This is a genomic window from Ruegeria sp. F5 (genome assembly GCF_056533845.1).
In genome coordinates this window covers 1-21,843 of sequence record NZ_JBQFOU010000006.1, presented here as the reverse complement: position 1 = coordinate 21,843, position 21,843 = coordinate 1, and the positions used below count along the sequence as shown (strand labels likewise).

General features: G+C 56.3%; 19 protein-coding genes and 1 tRNA gene. 11 read left to right on the top strand and 9 right to left on the bottom strand.

Translation table 11 applies throughout. The annotated features are described in order from the left end of the window. The first annotated feature begins 7 nt into the window (after nt 1-7). The 5 genes from ACR0K1_RS10715 to ACR0K1_RS10695 all read left to right on the top strand — a co-directional run bounded on the left by ACR0K1_RS10715 (nt 8) and on the right by ACR0K1_RS10695 (nt 4,487). Nucleotides 8-1,270 carry a DUF58 domain-containing protein gene (locus ACR0K1_RS10715; protein ID WP_480613965.1) on the top strand — a complete coding sequence of 421 codons (1,263 nt, stop codon included), beginning with the start codon at nt 8-10 and terminating at the stop codon, nt 1,268-1,270. Continuing rightward, the gene (locus ACR0K1_RS10710; protein ID WP_480850562.1) at nt 1,270-2,265 is read left to right on the top strand and encodes a stage II sporulation protein M; all 996 of its coding nucleotides are present in this window, start codon (nt 1,270-1,272) and stop codon (nt 2,263-2,265) included. The genes ACR0K1_RS10715 and ACR0K1_RS10710 overlap by 1 nt, the downstream gene beginning before the upstream one ends. Then, complete coding sequence (locus ACR0K1_RS10705) at nt 2,262-3,149, top strand: RDD family protein (protein ID WP_480613961.1); 888 nt, start codon at nt 2,262-2,264, stop codon at nt 3,147-3,149. The genes ACR0K1_RS10710 and ACR0K1_RS10705 overlap by 4 nt, the downstream gene beginning before the upstream one ends. A gap of 115 nt (nt 3,150-3,264) precedes the next feature. Further along, a complete protein-coding gene (locus ACR0K1_RS10700) occupies nt 3,265-4,059 on the top strand; it encodes a hypothetical protein (RefSeq protein ID WP_480613960.1) in 795 nt (264 codons plus the stop codon). 338 nt (nt 4,060-4,397) lie between these two features. Then, nucleotides 4,398-4,487 (top strand) — tRNA-Ser (locus tag ACR0K1_RS10695). A gap of 355 nt (nt 4,488-4,842) precedes the next feature. On the opposite strand, the gene ACR0K1_RS10690 is transcribed toward ACR0K1_RS10695, so the two are convergent. After that, complete coding sequence (locus ACR0K1_RS10690; protein WP_480850779.1) at nt 4,843-5,463, bottom strand: transposase; 621 nt, start codon at nt 5,461-5,463, stop codon at nt 4,843-4,845. A gap of 180 nt (nt 5,464-5,643) precedes the next feature. Between ACR0K1_RS10690 and ACR0K1_RS10685 the strand changes: the two genes are divergently transcribed. Further along, on the top strand, nt 5,644-6,348 hold the full coding sequence (locus tag ACR0K1_RS10685; RefSeq protein ID WP_480613958.1) for an SDR family NAD(P)-dependent oxidoreductase: 705 nt from the start codon (nt 5,644-5,646) through the stop codon (nt 6,346-6,348). Between the two features lie 490 nt (nt 6,349-6,838). Here the strand turns inward: ACR0K1_RS10685 and ACR0K1_RS10680 are convergent, their stop codons facing one another. After that, nucleotides 6,839-7,861, bottom strand: a complete 1,023-nt coding sequence (locus tag ACR0K1_RS10680) for an amidohydrolase family protein (protein ID WP_480850559.1) — start codon at nt 7,859-7,861, stop codon at nt 6,839-6,841. Between the two features lie 65 nt (nt 7,862-7,926). Here ACR0K1_RS10680 and ACR0K1_RS10675 point away from each other — a divergent pair, with 65 nt between their 5' ends. From ACR0K1_RS10675 to ACR0K1_RS10665, 3 genes are all read left to right on the top strand, one after another. After that, nucleotides 7,927-9,639: an AMP-binding protein gene (locus ACR0K1_RS10675; protein ID WP_480850777.1), complete on the top strand. Its 1,713-nt coding sequence runs from the start codon at nt 7,927-7,929 to the stop codon at nt 9,637-9,639. Nucleotides 9,640-10,438: 799 nt separating this feature from the next. Then, a complete protein-coding gene (locus ACR0K1_RS10670; protein WP_480850557.1) occupies nt 10,439-10,639 on the top strand; it encodes a hypothetical protein in 201 nt (66 codons plus the stop codon). A 567-nt stretch (nt 10,640-11,206) separates the two neighbouring features. Then, entirely contained in the window at nt 11,207-11,686 is a 480-nt protein-coding gene (locus ACR0K1_RS10665) for a GNAT family N-acetyltransferase (RefSeq protein WP_480850555.1), read from the top strand. A gap of 382 nt (nt 11,687-12,068) precedes the next feature. Here the strand turns inward: ACR0K1_RS10665 and ACR0K1_RS10660 are convergent, their stop codons facing one another. Then, nucleotides 12,069-12,935 carry a LysR family transcriptional regulator gene (locus ACR0K1_RS10660; protein WP_480850553.1) on the bottom strand — a complete coding sequence of 289 codons (867 nt, stop codon included), beginning with the start codon at nt 12,933-12,935 and terminating at the stop codon, nt 12,069-12,071. Nucleotides 12,936-13,031: 96 nt separating this feature from the next. On the opposite strand from ACR0K1_RS10660, the gene ACR0K1_RS10655 reads away from it, so the two are divergent. Next, complete coding sequence (locus ACR0K1_RS10655) at nt 13,032-14,339, top strand: aminotransferase class I/II-fold pyridoxal phosphate-dependent enzyme (protein WP_480850551.1); 1,308 nt, start codon at nt 13,032-13,034, stop codon at nt 14,337-14,339. 244 nt (nt 14,340-14,583) lie between these two features. On the opposite strand, the gene ACR0K1_RS10650 is transcribed toward ACR0K1_RS10655, so the two are convergent. The 5 genes from ACR0K1_RS10650 to ACR0K1_RS10630 form a co-directional block, all read right to left on the bottom strand. Beyond that, a complete protein-coding gene (locus ACR0K1_RS10650) occupies nt 14,584-16,206 on the bottom strand; it encodes an FAD-dependent oxidoreductase (RefSeq protein ID WP_480850549.1) in 1,623 nt (540 codons plus the stop codon). A gap of 403 nt (nt 16,207-16,609) precedes the next feature. Next, entirely contained in the window at nt 16,610-18,106 is a 1,497-nt protein-coding gene (locus ACR0K1_RS10645; protein ID WP_480850547.1) for a tripartite tricarboxylate transporter permease, read from the bottom strand. A 1-nt stretch (nt 18,107) separates the two neighbouring features. After that, the gene (locus ACR0K1_RS10640; RefSeq protein WP_480850545.1) at nt 18,108-18,557 is read right to left on the bottom strand and encodes a tripartite tricarboxylate transporter TctB family protein; all 450 of its coding nucleotides are present in this window, start codon (nt 18,555-18,557) and stop codon (nt 18,108-18,110) included. Beyond that, complete coding sequence (locus ACR0K1_RS10635) at nt 18,557-19,513, bottom strand: tripartite tricarboxylate transporter substrate binding protein (RefSeq protein ID WP_480850543.1); 957 nt, start codon at nt 19,511-19,513, stop codon at nt 18,557-18,559. Before ACR0K1_RS10635 ends, ACR0K1_RS10640 begins: the two co-directional genes overlap by 1 nt. Before the next feature lie 25 nt (nt 19,514-19,538). Further along, the gene (locus ACR0K1_RS10630) at nt 19,539-20,270 is read right to left on the bottom strand and encodes a GntR family transcriptional regulator (protein ID WP_480850541.1); all 732 of its coding nucleotides are present in this window, start codon (nt 20,268-20,270) and stop codon (nt 19,539-19,541) included. 80 nt (nt 20,271-20,350) lie between these two features. Between ACR0K1_RS10630 and ACR0K1_RS10625 the strand changes: the two genes are divergently transcribed. After that, entirely contained in the window at nt 20,351-21,136 is a 786-nt protein-coding gene (locus ACR0K1_RS10625; protein WP_480850539.1) for an amidohydrolase family protein, read from the top strand. A 386-nt stretch (nt 21,137-21,522) separates the two neighbouring features. Here ACR0K1_RS10625 and ACR0K1_RS10620 read toward each other — a convergent pair whose 3' ends face one another. Continuing rightward, on the bottom strand, nt 21,523-21,741 hold the full coding sequence (locus ACR0K1_RS10620; protein WP_480850537.1) for a hypothetical protein: 219 nt from the start codon (nt 21,739-21,741) through the stop codon (nt 21,523-21,525). Nucleotides 21,742-21,843: the final 102 nt, after the last annotated feature.

The following is a 21,843-nucleotide window of genomic DNA, read 5'->3' as shown; positions in this document are numbered from 1 at the left end:
CCGCATATTGCTGATCGCGGCCTGCGCGGCGCTTTGCCTGTCGCTGGCCGCCGTGATCATGGGCGAGGCCACGCGCCCCGTGGCCGGGTTGCCGTGGGCGGTGCTGGGCCTGCTGGCGGTCGGCGATCTGTTGCTGTCCTGGCCGCGCAAACGGGCGATCTCAGTCGAACCGCTGGGAGATATCTTTGTCGGCGAAGACGCGCAGATCGACCTCACCGTCAGCCCCACCACCCAAGGTCTGCGCGGAGAACTGGACTGGCCCCAGGGCCTGCAAGGCCCCGCGAATGTCGACCTGTCCACGGGCCATGCCCGCATTCCCTTCCGGGCCATCCGGCGCGGGACATGGGTGCTGTCGAACCTGTGGCTGTCCTGGACCTCGCGCCTGCGCCTGTTCGAGTTTGTGCCCAAGGTCGCCTTTGGCCTAGAAATCGCAGTGATCCCGAATATCCGCAGGGTGCAGTCGGGTGAAATTTCCACAACCGTTCAGTCCCGGTTGTTCGGCGTCAAGGAAAACCGGGCCATCGGCGAAGGCACCGAGTTTCATCAGCTTCGCGAATTTGTCCCCGGCATGGATGCCAGCTCGATTGACTGGAAACGCTCGGCCCGGCACCGCGCGCTGGTCGCCAAAGAGGTCCGGGCCGAGCGCAACCACCATGTGATCATTGCCCTAGATAACGGCTTTCAGATGCGCGAGGAAATCGCGGGCCTACCCAAGATCGACCACGCCATCACTGCGGCGCTGGCAACGGCGTGGGCGGCGGCCATCGGCGGCGATCTGGTCGGGCTTTACGCCTATGACGCCAAACCCCGGCTGTTCCTGCCCCCCGAACCGGGGCGCGCTGCGTTCACCCGCCTACGCAGCCGCACCGCCGAACTGGCTTATGAAAGCGTCGAGACCAATCACACGCTGGCGATGACCGAGTTGAACGCGCGGACACCAAAGCGCAGCCTGATCATCGTATTCTCGGATTTCGTCGATACAACCTCGGCCGAGTTGATGGTGGAAAATGTCAGCATTCTGGCCAAACGTCACCTGATTGTTTTCGTGGCGCTGCGCGATCCAGTTCTCGAGGCGCAGGTCAGCCAGCCGCCGCAGGACATGGACGGGGTGGCCCGGACCGTGTCGACCGGCCAATTGCTACAGGAACGCCGTCTGGTGCTGGAACGGCTGCACCAGTTGGGCATCACCGTGATCGATGCGGAACCCGGCACCGCCTCGGCCCGGCTGATCTCGACCTATCTGGAAATCAAAGCGCGGGAGATGATCTGATGGCACAGAGCGATCTGATCCGCTCGGCCCGGTTCCGGCAGGAGCGCGAAGGCGACTGGCGCAGATTATCCGCGCTTGTCGACAAGGCCGAAACCCGGGGCCTGCACCGCATGAGCTTTCAGGAGGCGCGCGATCTGGCCGACCTCTACCGTCAGGCCACCACATCCCTGTCCATCGCGCGCGAAATATCGCTGGACCGCGGATTGCTTGAATATCTCGAAGCCCTGACCAGCCGCGCCTATCTGAGCGTCTATGCCCCGCAGCAAAGACTGGGCGGCATCCTCCGCAAGTTCCTGACCAGCGGCGGCCCGCGGGCGATGCGGTCATCCTGGCGGGTGACGCTGCTGGGGTTTCTGTGCATGGCGGCCGGGACGGTTGCCGGGTATTTCTTCTATTTCGACAATCCCGAATGGTTCTATGTCTTCATGGCCCCCGAACTGGCCGGCGGGCGGGGGCCAGAGGCTACGACCGAATTCCTGCGTTCACGCATCTATGGCGACGCCTCAAGCAACGGTCTTGGGGCCTTTGCCACCTACCTGTTTTCCCACAACACCCGCATCGCCATCCTCGTCTTTGGCCTTGGCGCCTTTCTATGCGCGCCGACGGTTTTGCTGCTGTTCTATAACGGCCTGATGCTGGGCGTTTTCTACGCGCTGCATGTCGACCGGGGGCTGGGCTGGGACATATTCGGTTGGCTCTCGATCCATGGCGTGACCGAACTGTCTGCGATCTGCATCGCCGGGGCCGGAGGGTTGAAGCTGGGTCTTGCGGTCCTGTTTCCGGGCCAGCAGACACGAAAAGCCGCCTTGCGCGCAGCGGGCCATGACGCGGTCAAGCTGGCCCTGATTGCGGCGCTGATGCTGGTGGCCGCCGCGCTGCTCGAAGGGTTCGGACGCCAGTTGGTGCAGGACCGCAGCACCCGTATCGCGATTGGCTGGGGGATCGGCCTGCTCTGGCTGCTCTGGTTCCTGCTGGGCGGGAGAAAACGGTCATGACCAAACCCGCGCTGGACCGCCTGCTGCCGCCCGAAGGCGTGCCTCTGTACTTCCGGGTCGCTGGCGTCGGCGTGCGAACCGCCGCGCAACTGACCGATCTTGTGATCACCGTCGTTGGCGCCATCGCCGTTTTCCTGCTGGCGCTGGCGCTGGAACTCGTCAGCTCGGGCACCGCAACGGCGATTGCCGCCATGCTGTTCTTCTTCATCCGCATCCCCTATTACGCGGCATCCGAGCTCATCTGGAACGGGCAGACCATCGGCAAACGGATGATGAGGATCAAGGTGGTCTCGGCCGATGGTCAGGCGCTGACCACGCAATCTCTGGTCGTGCGCAACCTGATGAAAGAGGCCGAGATTTTCCTGCCCGGCACAATGGTCGTGACCCTGAACACCGCAATGCTGATACCGTCAATCCTGTCGCTGATCTGGGTGCTTGCGGTTCTGTCCGTGCCGCTGTTCAACCGGCGCAGGCAGCGGCTGGGCGATTTCGTCGCCGGGACCTTCGTGATCCACCTGCCAAAACCGATCCTGTTGCCGGACATGACGAAAATGGCCCGGCCACCGTCCGCCGTGCAGCCGAAATTCCGGTTCCTGTCGCATCAGCTGGAATATTACGGAGCCTACGAGCTGCAAACGCTCGAAAGCGTGCTGCGCGCCGCAAACCGCGCCATGGGCCCCGAGGCATATAAACGCCAGAAACAGACACTGGCCGCCGTTGTCACCCAGATTCGCCAGAAGATCGAATATGCCGATCCGGTGCGCGAGCAGGACCATCAGGCTTTTCTCGAGGCATTCTACAAGGCGCAGCGTGCGTTTCTGGAACAGCGCCAGCTTTTTGGCGAGAAGCGCAAAGACAAACGCCACGCCGAATCTCGGGACTAGGCCCATCTGTTGCAGTTTTACCAATCCGGGAAAACAAAACCCAACTTTCGTCTTGAGGGTGATAGCGACCATGCGGCCTTATCTGCGGAGCATTAACTGAGTTCAGGACTTTAACATGACAGATATGCCCCATCCCGACACCCACATACCCTTCGGCACAGGCGCGGTTGTCGCGGAAACCTTTTCGATCCTTTTCAAGAAGATTCACATTGTAATTCTGCTGGGTTTCATCCCCGCGCTGATCGAGATTATTCTGACCACCGCCCCTTTTCTGAACCAGTCCATCGGGGCCAACCCGACCGGCGAGATCGACTTTGCCGGATTGGGTCTCGTGTTCATGGTGACGTTTTTGATCACATTGGTGGCCGTCGCGCTGACAACTGCAATGGTGGTTCAATTGGCCTATGACGCCAAATTGGGACGTCCCGCGCAGATCGGCCGGTATTTTGGCGCGGCCCTCAGCAATCTGCCCGCGATTGCGGTTTTGTCGATCGTGGTCGGCATCTGCAACATGATCGGACTGCTGTTCTTCATCGTCCCCGGCGTCTGGCTGTACGGCGTGTTCTCTGTCGTCGCACCCGCGATCGTGATCGATGGCGCAGGCTTTGGTGCCCTGCGGCGCAGCGCCGACCTGACCCGGGGCTACCGCTGGCCCATCGTCGGCGCGCTGGTGCTGGTGTTCCTCTGCATCATGCTGATCTCTTTTGCGCTGGCCTTTGTCGTCGCCATTTTGACCGGCAGCTTCGCAACCACACCGACCGCGGGTTTCGGGCCGCTGACCCTCGTGCAGGTCGTCGTCAACGGCTTCGCCTATGGGCTGAGCGGTGTCGCCATCGCAATGATCTTCGCACGCCTGAAAGAGATCAAAGAGGGCGTCAGCGTCTCGGACCTGGTGGATGTCTTCAAATAGGCAAAGCCTGTAACCTAGGTGAAAACAAACACCGGACCGCCCAAACCGGAGGAGACAGGCCATCAAAGCCTGACCCTATCTGGCGGTCCGGCCCCGAAAAGGGCCGATTGCGATGCATAACGGATCGCCGCGCCCCGTCCCGCCGCAGCGCCGTTGGCTCATTTGAACCTGGCGGGCGCGGCTTAGGGTCAGAAAAACTCTGAAAACACTGCCGAAACCTCAGAGGAAGCGGCGTGTTTTTCCCTGATTTCAACGGGTTCAGGAGTTTTGACCACCTCCCGCACAAATTGGAAATTTCGCCTTGTATTCCCGCCGCTTGCAAGGATATACCCATCGACGGAGACGTGGCCGAGTGGTCGAAGGCGCTCCCCTGCTAAGGGAGTAGGCGGGAAACCGTCTCGAGGGTTCGAATCCCTTCGTCTCCGCCATATATCGTTGAATTTAAATGGTATTTTTCGGCTCTAATGGCGATACCCGCCAAAAAACCCACCATCCCAATTGCGCTTGGTTGCCACCCCATGCGACAGATGAATCAGTTATGCCCAACTGCAATCCATTGGCCGCTTCACGCATCGTATTTAAATTGCGTATTCTAATGCGATTGCCGCACCTTTCCTAAAACCATTGCCGCCCAGTCCCAAAAGGATTGTGCAGCCATCACTGCTCGCATGAAGCGAACCTTAGCCGCACGGTTCATCAAGGTCTGCATTGCGGAGATTGTGTTGACATAGACAGCGGTTGGGGTTTCGAAGGTTGAAGCCGCAAGCCACTGAGCTCTTCTTCTCAGCCTGTTGGTGCCGGTGCCGGGACCAGCTTGGCGAGTTTCCTGAGGTTTTGGGCGGTTGCTGCGAGTTGGAATTGCTCATATGCGCCTTTGGGTCTTCGGGGCCGCATCATCGGGACGCCGATGTATCGCTTCAGGTGTGCGAAGAGCATCTCGACTTTTCGCCTTTGGATGAACGAGGTCAGGTAGGCATCGGTCTTTCGGATTTTTCGTGCAATGTCACGCGCGGCTTCATGGGCAGAGCGCATCAAGCGCCTCCCTGGGTCTCCCGGGCAGCACTGCGGCTTTAGTGGGCACATATCGCAACCGTGCTTTGAGGCGCGGTATCTGATGAACCCGTCTTTGCCGCCAATGGGTTTTCGTGGCTTGGTGAAGTTCCGGCGGTATGTCCGCAGTTTTTTTTCGCCCCGGGCATGTGTAGCTGTCGGTCGTGGGGTCATAGACAAAGTCTTTGCATAAGAATGTGCCATCAGTTCGTTTGGACTTGTCCCAGACCGGAATACCGGGGCGATGCCACGGTCTTCAACGAGCCAGCCCAGCATCTCTGCCGATCCGTAACCCGTATCGCCGACCAGCTTGCGTGGTGTCATGTCAAATCGATCCGTAATCCGGTCGATCATCCGGCGTGCCGCAAGGGTCACCGCCTTGCCCTCCACTCTCAAAACGAGCGAATCTGCGAAAGGCCATCCAATCAACGGACTTTTTCAACACTACCCGGACAAAGCTGCCGTTCGCTATGTTGCAAGGCCCCTTCGTGATAGGATTGACCGCGTTCCACATGCTTTGAGGAGGGTTTCGCCATGGGGGGTAAGGTATGTGCAATCATCGGCTTTGGTCCGGGTCTTGGAGCTGCTTATGCCGAGACCTTCAATCAAGCCGGATACAGTCTTGGCCTGCTGAGTAGGTCGGGAGCGGGGTTTGACGGAGCGGAAGCGACCGATACATCGGTTCGGACCTACAAATGCGACGCGGGCGACCCTGACAATCTCAAGGGGGCTCTTACATCCGTGCAAAGCGATCTTGGTCCCATCGACGTCGTAATTTACAACGCAGACCTCGCCCAGTTTGGAGCTTTGGACGATGTTTCCGAGCTCCAGTTCGAACAAAGTTGGCGTGTTGGAGCGCTGGGTCTCTTCGCCGCCGCCAAGGCTTTGGGGCCTCAAATGTGCGAACGTGGCTCCGGTGCAATCATCGTATCCGGGGCCACTGCAGCGCTCCGGGGGAACGTCTGGACAACAGCGTTTGCCCCCTCGAAGTCCGCCCAACGCACATTGGCGAACGCGCTTGCCAAGCAACTGGGTCCGAAAGGCGTGCACGTTGCGTATTTGGTCATCGACGGCGTGATCGACACGGAAGACACCCGAACGAACTTCGCTCCAAACGAGCCGGACGAATTCTTTATCGATCCCCAGCGCATTGCGGAAACGGCATTGATGATTGCGCATCAAGACAAATCTGCTTGGACGTTCGAGCTCGATATTCGGCCATTCGGCGAGAAGTGGTGAAGGGATGGGCGATCTACTGGCTGCTTAGCAGGACTTTCCAGACATTCAGTTTTTGCGCTTCGCAGATGCAGCATGATTTTGTTGCGATGCAACGTGCGTCACCAATCCGGTCGTTCGAACGCGTTGTTTTGACTCGAACCGGAACCATACTTTCGCAGCAACCTGGTAAGACCAACAAAGCGAAGGACAAAGTTACCACTCCACTTCTGTAAACCAAAGTCCGCTTTGCGTGCTGCTGCGACAGCAAAAACAAACGCCCGGGGCGGGAAACGTGAGTTCACTGCTACTACAAAGGGCCAGCGTCCGAGAAAAAAGCGGACGTTCATCGAAAGACTAACGTCGTTAGCCGTTCAGTCACGATTGTATTCAGACGGTATCAATCCTCCTGCGCGGCTGAAAACGGTGGTGGAAAGTCTGCCAGAGCACCGGTACTGAGTCACTGTTTGCAACGCCAAGGCGATAAGGCCAATTTGAGCTCCGATATGGTTTCCTAGCTTGATCCCGCGAACTCGCGTATCACCTGACCAGCGTTTACCCGGGTTCGTTTGCCTTCGCGCATGGACAGTTGCCCGTTGACCAAGACATAAGCGACACCTGAAGCATATCGACGCGGATTTCGGGCTGTGGCGTTGCTGGCGATATTGACCTGGTCAAAGACGCAGATATCCGCCTTGTGACGCGGTTTCAATTGACCACGGTCTTTGAGACCCAGGCGTTTGGACGGTATCATGGTCAGTTTGGAAACGCCTTCTGCCAGAGTAAGAGCGCCTCGGTCGCGAACATAATACTGCAGGAAACGAGCGGCCCACCCGTAACCTGAGAGCGAACCGACGTGGTCTTTCAGAATACCCTCGTTGGCAATCGCCACCGTGTCCGAGATCACGGCACATTCAGGTTGCTCCAGACACAGTTCAACGTCTGAATCGCGAAAGGATTTCGAGGACCACATGCAGGCCATGAGATTTTCGCCCTCTTCCAACAGGATATCCAGAACTGCATCGTAGGGATCGCACCCGCGCATTCGACCGATCTCGGCGAAATCCGCACCAACGATATCTTTGTTGACCGTCGCATTCAGAAGTACGATGTCAGACCACTTCTCGGCCTTGACGATCAGCCACATTGGTTGCGGGTTGGCCTTGATCTTTTCCCGGCATTCAGGGTCGGCAAGACGTGCAAGAATGTCGTCCAGAGTTCCCGCCTGGGCCCATTTGGGCAGAATGGCGACCATCAGCGTGTGGTTCCAGTCATGGGGAATGACGTCAAAGGCAATGTCTACGTCCTGCTGCCGTGCCAGTTCGATCATCTCAAGCGAATGGTTCATGGCATGATCAGGCGCGCCGAATTTTGGCTGGATGTGGCTGATCTGCAGTTTGGCGCCAGATTTCTGTGCCGTTGTGATAGCCTCGGCGAAACCCAGATCGTCGGGCTTGACATACGTTTGAGCCCTACCGCGCAGCCGGAACTCAGCACCCTGATTGGCATTGGTCTTGCCCAATCCCTTGGTGAACATGAATGCGCCCGTTGGGAAAGGCGACTATTGGCGCGACCAGCTTTGAAATTGCAGGAGCAACCCTAATGACCCCAGATTCCAACAGTGATCTTGCCCCGCTCAACAACCGGTCCCATGTCAGGGGCGCAAACCAACCTTCGCTGCAGCACATTACGATTCCCGACTTGCTTCGTGCTGCTGTTACCACTCACGGTGACAAAGAATGTTGCGTTTTTACTGATGGCGGAGCGTGGCTGAGCTACAAAGATTTTGCCCAAAGAGTCGACGAATTGGCGCTGGGACTTCACGCGCTTGGATTGGAAAAGGGTGACAGGCTGGGTTTGTGGTCGCCCAACCGGCTCGAATGGGTGCTGACGCAATTCGCGACCGCACGCATTGGGGTCATCTTGGTGAATATAAACCCCGCCTATCGGTTATCCGAACTTGAATACGCACTGAACAAAGTGGGGTGCCGGGCACTGGTGTTGGCGGACCGGTTCAAATCCTCCGACTATCTTGGGATGATCTCGGAATTGGCTCCTGAGTTGGCCATATCAGACCCCGGCGCCTTGCAGGCCGCGCGGTTGCCCGAGTTGCGGTCGGTCATTGCCATGACCGACTCTCCGCCTGAAGGAATGATCGGGTTCAATCAGTTGCTCCAACCGCCAGATACCCATGGCCAGGCCAAGCTTGACCAGATTACCGGAACTCTGGCGCCCGAAGATCCCATCAATATCCAGTTTACCTCTGGTACGACCGGGCAGCCAAAGGGTGCCACGCTTTCTCATTTCAATATCGTCAACAATGCCCGGTCGGTCACGGATCGTATCAACATGACCGACGCGGATCGGTTGTGCATTCCCGTGCCGCTCTATCATTGTTTCGGAATGGTGATGGGCGTTCTGGGCGTGGTCAGCAAAGGCGCAACAATGGTATTCTCAGGAGAAGCGTTCGAGCCGAGCAAAACACTCGATACACTTGCCGCAGAACGCTGCACCGCGCTTTACGGTGTACCCACAATGTTTGTGGCCATGCTTGAGGCACTGGACCAGCAACGCCGCGACCTTTCGAATATGCGCACAGGTATCATGGCAGGCTCGCTTTGCCCGGTTGAAATCATGCGTCGTGTGCAGGATCAGATGAGCATGAAGGAGGTGACGATAGCTTATGGCATGACCGAAACCTCGCCGGTTTCCTTTCAGAGTTTCACAACCGATCCGCTGGAAAAGCGATGCGAAACCGTGGGCCGGATTATGCCGCATCTCGAGGTCAAAATCGTTGATGCAGAGGGCGCCACCACACCAGTCGGCGTTCCGGGAGAGCTATGCACAAGGGGCTACTCGGTCATGGCAGGCTATTGGTCCGACGACGAAAAGACCGCCGAGAGCATTCAGGACGGCTGGATGCATACGGGTGATCTGGCAACTTTGGACGAAAACGGATTTTGCCGCATCACCGGACGGCTCAAGGATATGATCATTCGCGGGGGCGAGAACATCTATCCGCGCGAGATCGAAGAGTTTTTGCTGACACATCCGGACATTGTGGACGCCCAAGTGTTTGGTGTCAGCGACCCTAAATTTGGCGAAATCGTTGCCGCCTGGGTTATAGGGCGAAGTCAAGTCGCTTTGGATGAAGAGGACCTTCGCAATTTCTGCAAAAACCAAATCGCGCACTACAAGATTCCGGCTCATATCCGGCAAGTTTCCGAATTTCCAATGACTGTCACTGGCAAACCTCAGAAGTTCATCATGCGGGAACAGACCGAGGCGAGTTGGGCCGTGAGCCGCCCGTCATAAAACGAAGTGATCTGAATGAACGGCGGCGCATCGTAGGTTTTGGCGCATCGGTATGGACACTACGCAGCGCGTTCGAGGACCAACAAGCATCTCTGTTTAAGCGTTCTTTCCTTATACCAATGTCAGCATTGGATAGGTCGCCTTGCGAAGCTGACAATTCGTTTCGATGTTAAGTTTGTGCCGCCTTAGTAGCGAATGATGTCTGCTTTTCGACGCTTAGCCGCTATTTAGGCATCGCGCAGCATTCGGAAGGCATGGGCTAAGACCACGAATTCGCCGCCTGCGGCGCAAACCACTGCTCTTGAGATGCCAATGACCGTGCATTGCACGATAAGACTCAAGATCAATGGCTTGCTAGAATTTGCTGACGGCGGACTCCGTTCCGGCTTCAATTTGAGGCTTAACGTGACTAGTACTAAGGCGTTCGCCCCCTTGGGTCGGTCGCTTGCTTTCGAAGTGCAAATCTATGGGAAATGTCGGCGCGAATATCGAACCTGCGCGCTGCAAAAATGCAGGCGAGCGACACCCCTAAATACACTTGCAATGTCATCAGTAAGGATTGAGATCGCCATAGTGCTGCCGCATTCCCGTGGTGTCTCCGGACCACAACCGCTTGTATGTAAAGGAGTATTTCATGCGCAGGTTTATCGCAACTGTTGCCCTGCTACCATTTGTCGCCGCTTGTGCGCAGTGACCGGACAAAGTCGGGGCCACGTATGTCAGCCCTGCGATCTTCGATGGACGTTCGTGCCAGCAGTTGCACGCAGAGCGCAACCAGATTGCGAGCAACGTCAACAAGTTGACGGCGGATCAGAAAAAATCATCGACGAATGATGCGGTCATCACCGGTGTTAAACTTGTCCTGTTCTGGCCTGCTGCGTTCGCACTAGCCGCGACGCAGGATCACGCCGACCAGTTGGCCCAGGCTAAAGGGAACTACGATGCCATCACGCAAGCCATGCAGGCGAAGAACTGCCCTCAGATCGGCGTGACTGGCTAGCGACGACAACGCCCAAAGGAAGGGGCACGCTGCTGTGCGCCCCTTCTTTTCGCGGTATCGTTTGGCTACCAGCATCACAAAACTAACGAGTAAAGAACCTCAAGCCATTTATTTTGGCTTTGACTGATAGCACCGACGGTGAGGCCGCGCCGGTTCTCATTGTGGAAAGTTTGGTTGCGGGAGCTGGATTTGGCCTTTGGCGAACGTCCACAAAACTAATTCCCTAACGCGCCCTCTCTTCCAAACTCTTTTTTGAATAATACCTACTCTGGTTTTGACCAATAGCCGCTTTGTCCGAGTGTTGCCTATTCATGCGGCGTGTAGCGAAAGTCGATCCAAACCAGACCGGCCCTTGGTACAGATCGCGGCGAAGGTCCGATGTGAGCCCAAAGTTGCCGATGCTGCGCGTCGAAAGAATGTCTGCAATAGTGATGGGATCATCTGATCCGATAATTCCGGTAGGAAACGCCATGAATTTTGTGAAACCGCTTACTCTTGTGAAAGACATAGAGAAGTCCAAGTGCTTCCAGCCTGCCTTAGTCGTATCTGCCAGCTTCTCGATGTCTCATGTCCCGGGATAAGTTTGCCGCGATGAAGTCGCTCAAAATCCGACAGGCAACAGTTGCCGATGTAATTCCGCTCAGTGGGTTGATCCGACGCACAATTCGCGTTTCGAATTCCAAGGAATACGATCAAAAGTCAATCGACAGGCTGTGCACGATTTTTGAACCGGAGCCGGTCACCAAAAGAATTGAAAACGAGCTAATTCTTCTTTGCTTCATGGGCACCGAACTTGTTGGAACGGTGGGGCTGAGAGATGACTATCTGCGATCAATGTTCGTGGACCCTGGGTTTCAGGGGCGAGGGTTGGGCAAAATGCTAGTTGCAAGAATTGAAGACGAAGCGCGACAAAAGGCAATCCCAGAAATGATGCTTCATTCCTCACTGACCGCGCGAGAATTCTATTTGGCCCTCGGCTATGAATTTGTGGAATTCCAAACGTACCCAGAAGGACCATTCGTTTTGATGAGAAAGCCGCTCTTATAGCAACTTGCTGGAAACAAAATGAAGGCAAGAAGCGCGGTCGTCAAACAACTAAATAAGAACCTGAGAAAGACTTTGCAGTACGAAAAGTTGGCACAAAGTTTGCCCGATGTGTCTCGACCCCCCATTTGAATCATCAGCATAGAGCAGACATTTGTTTCCACGATGCCGACGGCTGTTTTGTCCGCAGAGCTGATATTTGCCCCCTGGTTCTGAACGTCAGGAATGCACGGTTCGCGACGTGCTGTACATGCAAAAGACTGATGTGTGATCGATGACAGCTAAGGGCTCAAACCACTTGTCTGAACCCACCGCAGAGAATGACGGCGGTGAGCCCAAACCTACGAAATGCTGCACCACGCTCAAATGGGGGCCTTGGGAACTTCTAGTAGAGCAGCGAAATGACTTGATCGGTTTCGGGTCTTCGCCTCGAATCTTCGGGCAGTCGAGCGCACAAATGACGCCCTGTATGGCAGGTACGCTCGCTGGCACGTTTCAGCGAACCGTTCGCGAGCGCTTCTTCGACCAGGCACAGATGCCCGATCAAGACGCCGGCACCGGCTTTGGCCTCTTCCACGGCAAGGCTGTAGAGGGAAAACTTCGGACCGTGTATTGGATCGCTTGTGGGCGTGGCTGTCGCCTTTGACCAAACGGCCCAGTCGTCTGCCCAAGTCTGGTCATGCAGAAGCGTCGCTGTCTCGAAGTCTGCGTCCCGTTCAAGAAGCGCGGGTGCGCATACCGGTACAATCTCATCGGCACAAATCGGGACCTGATCGGGGGATCCATCGGGCACATCGAAGAAAATCGCCAGATCGAACAGTTCCCTCGACAGGCTCGGCGGGGTTTCCATGGCGGTGACCGAGAAGTTGATCATGGGCAATTGCGCTCTGACCTTGCTCAGTCTTTTCGGCAACCAAAGCTGAGCGACGGAAGGAAGGGCAGCGATGTGAAAATCCACGTCCGGTCCAAGGTTGCGCAAGGAGCGCGTTGCATCCGCCAACGCGTCAAAGGCAGATGTGAACCTTGAGACCAGCGATGCTCCGGCCTTCGTCAACTCCACCCCTTGGGCGTTACGGCGAAAGAGTGACATGCCTGCCCAATCTTCCAACGTCTTGATATGTTGAGAGATCGCGCCGGGAGTGACGCAAAGCTCATCCGCGGCCGCAACAAAACTCACATGTCGCGCAGCAGCTTCAAATGCACGCATGGCGTTCAGCGGTGGGCCCTTCGGACGTTTGGGGGCGACGCTCATTCTTGTAGCCTTAGTTTTTCTACGCCCAGAAATAGCAATTCTGCTTTGCGCTGTCACGCTTCAGGCGCCAGATTGGTGCAAACAGGAGGATGGTGCATGACACTTGCACAGCGAAACTGGGTTCCCGGAACGAGCGAAACTCTGGTTCAGGACATTGCCAACAAGGCTGCGTCCACGACCTCGGCCGATCTTCTGGCCCGGGTTCAGACACTCGCTGAGCGGAACCGCGTGATCCACGAGGAAGAATGCTTCAACCTCAACCCGGCGACCAATGTTATGAACCCCAAGGCAGAGGCGCTCTTGTCGTCAGGAATCGGATCGCGTCCGTCCTTGGGCTATCCCGGTGACAAGTATGAAATGGGATTGGAAGCGATCGAAGAGATCGAAATTATCTCCGCCCAGCTTTGCGCAGAAGTGTTCGATGCCAGTTTTGCAGAGGTCCGCGTGCCCTCTGGCGCGATTGCCAACATGTATGGCTTCATGGCGACCTGCAAACCGGGTGACACGATTATCGCTCCGCCCGCGTCGATTGGCGGGCATGTGACGCATCACATCGCGGGCTGTGCGGGGTTTTATGGCCTGTGCACGGTCGAGGCTCCCGTAAACAAAGATGGCTACACGGTCGATCTGGATCAGCTTCGCGCATTGGCCTTGGCCGAACGACCCAAGCTGATCACTATCGGCGGCAGTCTGAACCTGTTTGAGCACCCCGTGGCCGACATTCGTACCATCGCGGACGAAGTCGGCGCTAAGGTCATGTTCGACGCGGCTCACCAATGCGGGATCATAGCCGGGCGGGCGTGGTCGAACCCGCTGAAGGAAGGCGCGCATTTCATGACGATGAGCACCTACAAAAGCCTTGGGGGACCGGCCGGGGGACTGATCGTCACCAACGATGCTGAGATCGCAAAGGCGCTGGATGCCATCGCGTTCCCCGGGATGACTGCCAACTTCGATGCTGCGAAGACGGCCGCTCTAGCGGTGACCATGCTGGATTGGAGGGACTTTGGGAAAGCCTACGCCAGGGGAATGATCGCAATGTCGCAAGCATTGGCGACCGCATTGGAAACAGAGGGCGTTCCGGTCTTTGCAGGGGCCGAAGGCTTTACGAACTCCCACCAGTTCGCTGTGTTGGCCGAACGCTTTGGCGGCGGTCAGGCGGCGTCGAAAAAGCTGCGCCCGAATGGGTTCCTTGCTTGCGGCATCGGACTGCCTTTGGCCGTGGTTGACGGCGATATGAACGGATTGCGCATTGGCACGCCAGAACTGGTCCGTTGGGGCATGACGACGGCCGATGCAGGTCAGCTTGCCGCGCTAATTAAACGCGGTCTCAACGGCGAAAGTGTTGGAGAAGAGGTGGCGTCCTGGAGGCGAAACTTCAACACTCTCTGCTTTGTTCACTGAGACCGACAGCAGCTGTTGGTGCCTTCCTGACAACCGGCGGCTCTATCCGCACCTTTCGTGTTGGTCGGCGACCTTTTGAACGGCTTCGATAGCGTTGTCCGGTCCTTCGCCTAAGGCGCGGCGAACCAACCTGAAGAGCCCATTCTGACCAATGCTGCGCGCCGTTTCAGTGGCAAAAAACACAAAGTGGCCGCCGTTCGCATTGGCCCGTTGCGGATCGTGTGTGTGACGAAAGCCTATGGCCTCAACCGGCACCCTGTTTTCGCCGGACTCCATCAAGGTGAACCTGATAGGAGACTAGCTCATCTTCAATCCTTGAATTTGACCAGCCCAGATGTGGCGCTGCCGCCTCTGCAATTTTGCGGGCTTGTCCCAGGCCTTGATCCGGTTCCCACCCCAGACCAAGCCTCCGCATGAGCAAATCAGCCAGATTGCCCGGCATTTCGTTGCGCGCAGAATTTGTAATCACGGAGCTGTAATCCTTTGGTTTCTGGTTGCCGTCACATGCGGCGTCGTAGTCAAATATTGTCTGAGTGCCACAGTATTGCAGATCGCGCCGATCTCTGGAGGGCACTAGTCGCTCTTGAATCTCCCGGGTGATTTTTCTTGCGACGCGCCTATGGGTCATGATCGGGCCACCAGTCAGCGCCAGCATGTTGGGCAATCCTTCAACCGACAAATCATGGATCTTGATCTCGCGACTACCCATTGGTTCCAGCGGATCACGCGTCAGCGGGTTGACGCCAGCCCAGGTAAACAGCACATCGCTGGGTTCCAGAGAAAGCTTTGGAAGACACCGGTTGGTTTCCGAAACCATCCATTCAATTTCCTTGTCCGTCGCCGAGACGTTAGCGGTATCTCCTTGGAATGGGGTTCGCGTCAAACCGACATAATGGATACCGCGAAAGGGTAGGCAATAAAGTGGTTCGCTTATGCTGTTATAGGTGAATACCCCCCAATCAGCGAAGTCCTCTGGCAGTTGCACCGCAATATGTATGCCTTTCATCCCCATACATTTGGGAGCCGCGTTTGACCCGGTTCTGGCAGTCACATCATCGACCCAAGCCCCTGCCAGATTGAGGACAAGGTCCGCAGTGACAGTGGCGGCCTCAGGAGCGCCCAGTGCTGTTTTGTCAGTCGATTGCAGCGTAATGTGCCACCGCGCATCCTTTTGCGCTTGCCTGATCTCCACCACCCGTGTGTAGTTACGGACGCACGCTCCCATCCGACGTGCATCAAACAGGGCATCCAGCGCGATACGCTCTGGCCAATCAAAAATATACTCCTGAAAAACCGCGATGCTGCGCAGCTTTTCAGGATCTCGCAACCACGGGCTGATTGGAACCTGATCGGTGTTGTCTGGACGGTAGCGACGATACCTCAGCGGTTCGCCGGTTGGACTGGTCATCCGTAGTGCTGCAAAGGCCGCATCTAGTTGCCAGGGGGTGTATTGATCATCTGAATAGATTGGCAAACAGAAGTTGATTGGCTTTACCCGGTTGGGGATCGTACGCACGATCTCATCTCTGGCCAGCATGTCATCACGAACGGTTTTCATGGACATAGCCAGACGCCGTGGGCGCAACAACGTCCGCCAGAAACCGGAGCCTGAAGCCAAATGCCTAAGACCACAGTGAAGCAAGCGACTGGAACGACTGGTTGCCCCATTGGCAAAATCATCCTGATCGACAACAAGCACACTGTAGCCAGCCGCGCAAAGATGCTGGGCAGCGCTGGCGCCGTTTATTCCCGCACCAACAATGGCAATATCAAAGTGGGTTTGGTCTAATTGGGACAGTCCGTGAGGGGACGTCGAAACAGTCGGCGACAATGGAGGCTCCTTTTGTAGCGTTACTGGTTTCAGCATAAGAAGGTACGATTAACACCTGTCTCCGACCAAATCCCTATGTCGTGGGAAACACTGCATGCTATCAGATTGTATATACTCTGAGCCAAGCTCTGGCGATGGCAGCCGCGAAACTAAACTTAGCCCGTTGCATTGCACGTGAAACACACAAAGCGCCAGTTTCGGCTATTCAGGTGACAGCGTCGAAAGCCCGGTTTGTCCGCACAGCAGACGCTCACGAGTACTTTGCAAATGACCGCATCGAGCCCAAACGTACCATTGCTGCGAACAGTACCAAGGTCGCCAACGCGCAGAGAGCGGACTTTGCAAAGTTCGGCGTGCGTCCCAAACCTATAGTTCGCTGGAAGCAAACGTCGCTGCTTTACCTAGTGAGAGCAATCGCTAATCGTTACGGCTCCCGGTCTCATGGTTTGGCGGCAGACCGCTTATTGCGCATCGCTTTAACAATTGGCCAGGCGATGACCAGAAGTGTGGCAATTGCCAACATGGCTGAAAGCGGTCGAGTAACAAGTTCGGTCGCGTCACCGCGGCTGATCAGTAGTGCCCGCCGAACGCTTTGCTCCGCCATCGGGCCAAGGATCATGCCTAGAATGATCGGAGCTAAAGGAACGTTGACCTTCTCAAGAAAATACCCGGCGATTCCGGCCAGGAACATGACCCACAGATCAACCGGGCGACCGTTGATTACGTAGACACCCACACACATCAGGATCAAGATGGACGGCACCAGCAAGACACCGGGAAGCCGTTGGAATTGCGCAAATACGCGCGTGGCGACGGCGCCTCCGAGCAGGAAAATCAGGAGAGAGGTGATCAGCATCTCCATCATGAATCCGCCAACAAGGACAGGGTTTTGGTGGAAAAGCTGCGGGCCAGGCTGCAAACCGTGGATGGTAAGTGCGCTTAGAACAAGAGCCGCGACAACATTGCCTGGGATGCCCAGAGACAATGCCGGAATCATAGACGCGGCGTTGTCGGCGTTGTTTCCGCATTCTGCGGCCGCGACGCCTTGCGGATTTCCTTTACCGAAGCTCTCAGGATCGTCGGAGGCATTCTTGGCAGCGTTGTAGCTGAGGAAAGCGGCAATGTTGCCACCTGCACCGGGTAGAATACCAACGCTGATCCCGATACCAGAAGACCGCAGCCAGGTCGGGATCAACTTACGCTTTTCACCAGCTTTGAACGGGACATCGGTCAGCTTGAGCTGTGCTGCGGACAGACCCTTGAGGTCGCACTTTTCTGCTAACTGCAAAACGGGCGGCAGAGCATAAATGCCCACCAGAACAACAATCAGGTCAAGGCCACCCAACAGCCAAGTTTGATCGAATGTGTAGCGAGCCTGCCCTGATAGGTTGTCGATGCCGATGGTGCCGATCAGTAGCCCCAGAACCGCCGCCATCATGCCTTTTACCGGGTCAGAACCGACCATCACTCCGACCGACGCCATGCCGAAAATCGCGATCCAGAAGTATTCTGCCGGGCCGAAGAACAACGTGACACGCGCGAGCAACGGCCCAACGGTCATCAAAGCAATAGCACTCGCGATGCCGCCCACAGCGGAGGACCAACACGCGATTTTCAGCGCCTTGGCTGCCTCCCCCTTATCGGCCATCGGAAAGCCGTCAAATGTGGTAGCAATCGAGGCTGGCGTACCGGGGATGCGCAACAGGATTGCCGGAATGGCTCCGCCATACATTGACCCGTTATAGATGCCCGCGACCATGGCCAAGGCGACTAGCGGGTCCATCGAATAGGTCAAGGGCAACAGCAGTGCTATGGCCATGACCGGGTTCAGTCCAGGCAAGGCACCGATAAAAACCCCCAGGAGGGTTGCACCGATCATGGCAACAAGTGGCCACACCGTCAGCACATTGCTCAGTGCCTGCGAATAGAACTCCATCTCAGCCCCCAAGTCCAACTAGTGCAGGCAGGGCCCCACGCGGCAGCGGCTTTTCCAGAAGCAGCGAAAAGACGAGATAGATAATACCCATGAAAACAGCAGCGACGATCAGAGCATAGAGGCCGCGCCGAAACCCCAATGCGATTGGCAACACCAGCATCATAAGGAAAGAGGCCGGGTAGAAACCCAGCGGCACAATCGACGCCACATAAATGATGCCAATCACAATCGTGACCAGCATCTGCGCGGGCGCATCGACCAGCTTGCGCTCATACGTCGAGCCCGCGCGCGCGGCTTTGAGAACGACAGTTGCACCGATAAGCGTCAGGATAATGCTAAGTACGAGGGGATAGATGCCGCTTGCCCCGGTATAGGATGTGGCCATCCACGCGGCGACGCCACCCAGCCCAATAAAGATAAGGCCAAGTACAATATCCTGACGCTGTTCCATCAGTTCGACAGCCCGAGGCTTTTGGACACCTCTGCCAATCCGTCAAACTCGGCTTGCAACCGGGCACCCAGATCATCGCCTTTCACGACATTGGGCACTTCACCTTTGGTTGCTAGGAACTCAACATAGCTTGGGTCGTTTACCGAAGTTTCAATTACGTCGGCGAGTTTTTCGACAATGGCGGGATCCATGTCTTTTGGCCCAAGAATTGCGCGCCACAACAGTGTTTCTTTGTCTCCCATACCAAGCGCATCCAGACCGGACGCATTCGGCATTGCGGCGACGTCAGCGGCCGACGTCACGATGGGGCAAGCGGCTTCGCCACTTTCGACGTAGGGCAATACCGTCGAGATTGACCCGCCATAGATGTCCACATGCCCACCAAGGAAGTTTTGCAGCGTCTCGCCAGCACCGCCGAAGGGGATCGGAACGGCGTCAATACCTTTGGCTTGGAAAATGCGTTCGGCTGCCAACTGCATTGTGCCACCGATTCCGTCATTGCCATATGTGTACTTACCGGGGTTGGCCTCAAGCTCGGCCAGGAAACCGGCTCCGTCCGTTGCCGGGAAATCGGTTTTGACACACAGCGTATACGCCGTCTCAGAAGTCGAGGCGATGGGTGTGAAGCTGTCCAGTGAATAGGCTACATTCTGCACTTGGGGAACGGTGGTCAGCGGGCTGTTCCAAGTCGCAAATAGGGAATACCCGTCTGGCTTGACCTGCATGAATTGCGATGCTCCGACCGAGCCGCCGCCGCCACCGACATTCAGGACCGCAATGGATGTTCCCAGCGCCTCCTCCAGCAGGATAGCCAGTTTGCGGGCGCTGGTGTCGGTGCCGCCACCGGCACCGGCCGGGATCGTCAACTCAATGGCGCGTTCGGGATATTCGGCAAAAACCGGCGTCGCCAGCGTGGCAGCGGTCAATGCACAGATTATGGTTTTCTGGATGGTCATCTGGTCCTCCCTGGACAATCAGTTGTCAGTTGATCTCGCTGCGATAGCGGAATTGTGCCGCGCTTCCGCGAGCAATACGCCATTCAACGGGCTTGTGCTCGATGTCGAAGGCAGTTCTGTGAATGACCGCCAATGGATCGCCTGTTTTCAGTCTCAACTGTTTGGCAACGGTTTCATCAGCCGAGCCAAAAGTCAGATCGTCGGTGGCGCGCCTTACCAGCACCCCAAAGCGCTCGAAGTAAATCGGGTAGAGGAGCGGTCCCAGCGCATCTTCATTCAGTGTTTCAAATCCTGCGAATAGTGACGCGGGCACATAAATCTCTTCGAACAAAACCGGAAGGTCACTCAGGCTACGTACCCTGACGATCTTGATCACATCGTGCGTTCCCAGAGCTTCTGCGGCCTCTGTCGGGGCGGATGCCCGTGTGCGAACGATCAACTTGCTGGAGGGGATTGATAGCTGCGACCCATCCACCTCGCGCCACTGAAAGAAACGGAACAGCGTCGCATCGAATGACGGTGCCTTGACATATGTGCCCGAGCCTTGTCGCCGCTCCAGCAGACCTTCGCCAACGAGACCGTCGATGCTTTTGCGTACGGTGCCGACCGACAGCCCGTATTCCTTAGCCAGTTTCGTTTCAGATGGAATCGGCTGCTCTGCGGTCCAATCGCCTGCCGCGATTTGGGCAGCCAGAGTATCGCGCAGCCGAATATAGGCCGGAAGCCTGTCATCTGTGGTGTGAAATTGTGCTGCCATTTCTTTCCTCCCAGGAATCCTCTACCTTATATTGACCTATATAGTCAACTAGTCATATATATGATTTGGGAGGCCCACCAATGATCGACTTCGATTGCCATGCGCATGTCTACGAACAATTAGTTGCAGTTGAAGGTGCGCGTTATGCCCCTAACGCCTTGGCTCCATTGGACAAATGGCTTGCGCATCAGCGGACACATGGCCTGTCCGGCGGAGTTATTGTGCAGGTCAGCTTCTTGGGAGCCGATAATTCCCAGCTTCTTTCGGCCCTTGCCGGACTGGACAAGTCGCGGTTTGGTGGAGTCGCCGTGGTTCCAATCGATATCGGCGCTGAAGAGCTGGACGCACTAGTCGATCAAGGTATTCGCGGTGTGCGATGGAACCTGGTGCACGGCGCGGCCATTCCTGACTTCGGGTCAAAACCTGTCAGCGACTTTCTTGTTAAACTGCGCGCCCGGAACCTGCATCTCGAAATTCATCTCGAAGGCTCCCGCTTGGCTGACATCCTCGACCCGTTAACGGATCAGGGCCTGAAAGTCGTAATCGATCATTTTGGATTGCCGTCCGAAGCTAACCCGCTGCGAGACCGGATGGTTACAGCGGTCAAATCCCTTCAGCGCGAAAATCTGTACATGAAATTCTCGGCACATTACCGAACGCCGTTCGATCTGAGCCCGCATGCCCACGAGTTACTGTCGGCTTTATCAGCGGACAAAATAGTTTGGGGCAGCGACTGGCCACACACCCAGCACGAAACCGTCGCTGATTTTTCGGGCTGCATTGAGTTTGGTCGGAGCCTATGGCCTGCTAGCGATAATTGTGCAGTCACATCCCTTTACGGGCTGAAAAAGCTTCAGCGCGTTTAGACATTTAAACAATCAGGCACAGGAGATAAATCTAGAGCACAGGTCTGTCAGGTTCTAGGGCTTCCAAAAGCTGAGTGGCGAATGACCGGTTTGGGCTGCCACCAGTCACTGGAGCGGAAAGTATTGAACGACAATGCTAAGTTCGTACTGTAAAGTTTTTTGGCATTGAAGCCCTTGACCGTTTTGATTGCCAGGTCGGCGGTCGCGCTCAGTTCAAGGTTTGAATTGTCCGCAGCCTATATGAACGACACAGCAAAATGAGTGAGCGCGCCGGATTGGACGCGCTCACCTAGCGGTTACGACACTCTCCTTTCTTGAAGCGGGGAGAAGCTTGCCTCAGGAGAACTTCATCAACGCGCTAATTTTACGCAAGACCATGACTTTCTTTAGGATGGCAACTCGCCGTCGACACCTTGCACAAACCAGTTCATCTCATGAACCTGCTTGTCGGTTAGCGCTTCGCCTTCTTCGATAACGGTCTCACCATTTGCGTTGGTGATAGGGCCAGCAAACGGGTTCAATGTTCCATCTTTCAGCGCTTGCTCGACATTGGTCGCGGCAGTTCTTACGTCATCTGGCAGCACGTCATTATAGGGCGCCATCATGACCAGACCCCCACTGAAGCTGACGGGTCGCCGTATTCCACCGCATTTCTTTCGGGATGCTGCCGCGACAACCCTGGCCCGCTCTTCTCCGGAACACGCCAA

Coding starts and splice junctions, on each gene's coding strand:
- ACR0K1_RS10645 (WP_480850547.1), bottom strand. CDS start 18,106: ATGGAGTTCTATTCGCAGGCACTGAGCAATGTGCTGACGGTGTGGCCA.
- ACR0K1_RS10640 (WP_480850545.1), bottom strand. CDS start 18,557: ATGGAACAGCGTCAGGATATTGTACTTGGCCTTATCTTTATTGGGCTG.
- ACR0K1_RS10680 (WP_480850559.1), bottom strand. CDS start 7,861: ATGTTCACCAAGGGATTGGGCAAGACCAATGCCAATCAGGGTGCTGAG.
- ACR0K1_RS10710 (WP_480850562.1), top strand. CDS start 1,270: ATGGCACAGAGCGATCTGATCCGCTCGGCCCGGTTCCGGCAGGAGCGC.
- ACR0K1_RS10665 (WP_480850555.1), top strand. CDS start 11,207: ATGTCCCGGGATAAGTTTGCCGCGATGAAGTCGCTCAAAATCCGACAG.
- ACR0K1_RS10635 (WP_480850543.1), bottom strand. CDS start 19,513: ATGACCATCCAGAAAACCATAATCTGTGCATTGACCGCTGCCACGCTG.
- ACR0K1_RS10700 (WP_480613960.1), top strand. CDS start 3,265: ATGACAGATATGCCCCATCCCGACACCCACATACCCTTCGGCACAGGC.
- ACR0K1_RS10705 (WP_480613961.1), top strand. CDS start 2,262: ATGACCAAACCCGCGCTGGACCGCCTGCTGCCGCCCGAAGGCGTGCCT.
- ACR0K1_RS10660 (WP_480850553.1), bottom strand. CDS start 12,935: ATGAGCGTCGCCCCCAAACGTCCGAAGGGCCCACCGCTGAACGCCATG.
- ACR0K1_RS10630 (WP_480850541.1), bottom strand. CDS start 20,270: ATGGCAGCACAATTTCACACCACAGATGACAGGCTTCCGGCCTATATT.
- ACR0K1_RS10625 (WP_480850539.1), top strand. CDS start 20,351: ATGATCGACTTCGATTGCCATGCGCATGTCTACGAACAATTAGTTGCA.
- ACR0K1_RS10650 (WP_480850549.1), bottom strand. CDS start 16,206: ATGCTGAAACCAGTAACGCTACAAAAGGAGCCTCCATTGTCGCCGACT.
- ACR0K1_RS10690 (WP_480850779.1), bottom strand. CDS start 5,463: ATGATCGACCGGATTACGGATCGATTTGACATGACACCACGCAAGCTG.
- ACR0K1_RS10685 (WP_480613958.1), top strand. CDS start 5,644: ATGGGGGGTAAGGTATGTGCAATCATCGGCTTTGGTCCGGGTCTTGGA.
- ACR0K1_RS10675 (WP_480850777.1), top strand. CDS start 7,927: ATGACCCCAGATTCCAACAGTGATCTTGCCCCGCTCAACAACCGGTCC.
- ACR0K1_RS10620 (WP_480850537.1), bottom strand. CDS start 21,741: ATGATGGCGCCCTATAATGACGTGCTGCCAGATGACGTAAGAACTGCC.
- ACR0K1_RS10655 (WP_480850551.1), top strand. CDS start 13,032: ATGACACTTGCACAGCGAAACTGGGTTCCCGGAACGAGCGAAACTCTG.